The organism is Phenylobacterium sp. (assembly GCF_041920015.1).
Lineage (GTDB): Bacteria > Pseudomonadota > Alphaproteobacteria > Caulobacterales > Caulobacteraceae > Phenylobacterium.
On the sequence record NZ_JAYRST010000142.1, the window covers coordinates 1 to 2,971 of the forward strand.

The window sequence follows — 2,971 nt, forward strand, 5'->3', positions numbered from 1 at the left end:
CTGGCGCGGCGATCCACCTCCCCCAGGGGGGGAGAAATTGAGGACGTGCATCATGCCACTGCCCTCCGCACTTCCTTGAAGGTCGAGCGGCGGGCGGGGCCGCCGGCGGGGCCTTGGGTGCTGGGCGGCGGGGCGAGCAGGTTCGCGGTCTTGCGGGTGACCTTGCGCACCTCCTCGTCGAACAGCTCGGCGAGCTGGTCGACGATGACGCCGGCCAGTTGCTCCACGTCGACGATGGTCACGGCCCGGCGGTAGTAGCGGGTGACGTCGTGGCCGATGCCGATGGCGATGAGCTGCACCGGGCTCTTGCCCTCGATCTCGCCGATCACCTCGCGCAGGTGGCGCTCAAGGTAGTGGCCGGAGTTCACCGACAGGGTCGAGTCGTCGACCGGGGCGCCGTCGGAGATGACCATCAGGATGCGGCGCTGCTCGGGCCGGCCGATCAGGCGCTGGTGCGCCCACATCAGGGCCTCGCCGTCGATGTTCTCTTTCAGCAGGCCCTCGCGCATCATCAGGCCGAGGTTGCGGCGTGCGCGCCGCCAGGGGGCGTCGGCGGCCTTGTAGATGATGTGACGCAGGTCGTTCAGCCGGCCCGGCTGGGCGGGCTTGCCGGCCTTCAGCCAGTCTTCGCGCGAGGAGCCGCCCTTCCAGGCCCTGGTGGTGAAGCCGAGGATCTCGGTCTTGACGCCGCAGCGCTCCAGCGTGCGGGCCAGGATGTCGGCGCAGACCGCGGCCACCATGATCGGGCGGCCGCGCATGGAGCCGGAATTGTCGATCAGGATGGTGACCACCGTGTCGCGGAACTGGGTGTCTTCCTCTTCCTTGAAGGCCAGAGAGGCGGTGGGGTCGGTGATGACGCGGGTCAGGCGCGCGGTGTCGAGCAGGCCCTCTTCGAGGTCGAAGCTCCACGAGCGGTTCTGCTGGGCCATCAGCTTGCGCTGCAGCTTGTTGGCCAGGCGCGAGACGACGCTGGAGAGGCTGGCGAGCTGCTGGTCCAGATAGGCGCGCAGGCGGGTCAGCTCCTCGGGGTCGCACAGCTCCTCGGCGGCGACCACCTCGTCATGCGCGGTGGTGAAGACCTTGTAGGCGGCCGCCTTGGCGTCGCCCTTGGAATCGGGGCGGGCGGGCTGTTCGCCCTCGCCCATCTCGGGGGGCTCGTCGGTGTCCTCGGCGTTGGGGTCTTCCTCGGCCTGCATCATCTGGCTGTCGGCGTCCTCGCTCTCGCGGTGCGTCGACTCGCTGTCGTCCGTGGCGGTCTGCTGGGGCGACTGGCCCTCGCCTTCGCCCTCGTCGCCGTCGTCCTGGGCCTCGGCCTCGCCGTCTTCGCCCTCGCCATCCTCGTCGTCGGCCTGGTCGGGGGCGTCGGTCAGGTCATCGCCCATGGAGAGGTCGCGCAGGATGGTCCTGGCGATCCTGGCGAAGGCCTTCTGATCGCCCGCGGCCTCGACTAGCTTGTCGAGGTCGGCGCCGGCCTTGGCCTCGACGTCGGCGCGGAACAGGTCGACCAGGGGCCTGGCCATGGCGGGCGGCGGCTCGCCGGTCATGCGTTCGCGCGCCAGCAGGGCGACCACGTCGGCCATGGGCGGATTGGCCAGGGCTTCGAGCTCGTTCAGCGGCTTCTTGGCCCAGGCGTGCTCGTGCACCGCGCGCAGGTTCTCCTTCACCCCGCCGAGCGCATTGGCGCCGACCGCCTCGATGCGGGCCTGCTCCAGGGCGTCGTAGACCGGCGCGCCGAGCGCCGAGGCTGGACGGCCGCGGGCGTGGGCGGCGACGTCGTGGTGGGCCAGGCGCAGGGCCATCTGATCGGCCAGGCCGCGGATGCGGGCGGCATCGGCCGGGGTCAGGTCGCGCGGCGGATGCGGCAGCACCGCGCGGTTGCCGGCGAGCTGCGGCCCCTCGCCCGAATAGACGATCTCCAGGTCCGGCTTCTCAGCCAGGGAGCGCGCGGCCTGGGCCAGGGCGCGCTTGAAGGGCTCGATGGGGCTTTCCGGGTTCTTGGCCATGGCCGTTCATTTAGAACGCCGGTCGCGCGGGGGCGAGAGGGAATGCGCGGTGACGTCGGGGGAGCAGGCGATCTAGTGTCTGACCCAATTGCATCCCGAAACCAGGAGGCCAGGGCAGGACATCGTGAGCCAAGTCATTATCCTCAACGGCGTCGGCAGCGTCGGTAAATCCTCGACGGCCCGAGAGCTCCAAGCCATGGCAATGCAGCCGTTTCTACACGTGGCTATGGACGCCTTCATCGAGATGACGCCCGCGAAGTTGATCGGTCATGCCGATGGGCTTGTGTTCAAGATTGGCGAAGAGGCAGGGCATCCCTCTGTCGCCGTGGAGACCGGGCCCGTGTTGGAGCGCGCCCTTCGGGGCATGCGCCATGCTGTGGCGGCGTTGGCAGATCAAGGCAACGACCTGATCGTCGACGAAGTCATGCTGGGCGATGAACATGTCGAGTATCGCGCGCTGCTGCAGCATCATGACTTGCGGTTTGTCGGACTGTTCGCGCCGTTGGAGGTGCTTGAAGCGCGCGAGCGGGCGCGGGGCGACCGGGTGATTGGCCTATCGCGATGGCAATACACGCGGATGCACAATGGCCTGACTTACGATCTTGAGATCGACACGACGGCGACGACTCCCTTCGAGAATGCTCGCCGTATCTGCCTCGCATTCGACATTGAGGCGGCGGCATAGGGCGCGCAGACGCCGCCGCCGGATTTCCACAAGTCAACCGTCATTGACTTCGATCAAGCCGGCGGATAACGATTGTCAAAAGGCTGCGCGCCGTGCGTGCGTGACGGTCGCCAACGATAAAAAACCAGGGCGAGGAAGCATGCCGCGGATTCTGTACATCCAGGCGGACGGGACCGAGCACACGGCCGATGCGCCGGAGGGCTGGACCGTCATGGAAGGGGCCGTGAAGAACAACATTCCGGGGATCGACGCCGACTGCGGCGGGGCGTGCGCCTGCGCGACC

General features: G+C 68.4%; 2 protein-coding genes and 1 pseudogene. 2 read left to right on the top strand and 1 reads right to left on the bottom strand.

Annotated features, from left to right (window positions below):
• Positions 1-50: 50 nt before the first annotated feature.
• Positions 51-2,003, bottom strand: coding sequence for a cobaltochelatase subunit CobT (gene cobT, locus ACE3TL_RS16800; protein ID WP_374579804.1), 1,953 nt, complete (start codon positions 2,001-2,003; stop codon positions 51-53).
• Between the two features lie 124 nt (positions 2,004-2,127).
• Between cobT and ACE3TL_RS16805 the strand changes: the two genes are divergently transcribed.
• Complete coding sequence (locus ACE3TL_RS16805) at positions 2,128-2,688, top strand: chloramphenicol phosphotransferase CPT family protein (protein ID WP_374579805.1); 561 nt, start codon at positions 2,128-2,130, stop codon at positions 2,686-2,688.
• 139 nt (positions 2,689-2,827) lie between these two features.
• A pseudogene (locus tag ACE3TL_RS16810) lies at positions 2,828-2,971 on the top strand (2Fe-2S ferredoxin); the annotation flags it as partial.

Bases quoted from the DNA above. Each gene is read 5' to 3' on its own strand.
- cobT (WP_374579804.1), bottom strand. From the start codon at position 2,003: ATGGCCAAGAACCCGGAAAGCCCCATCGAGCCCTTCAAGCGCGCCCTG.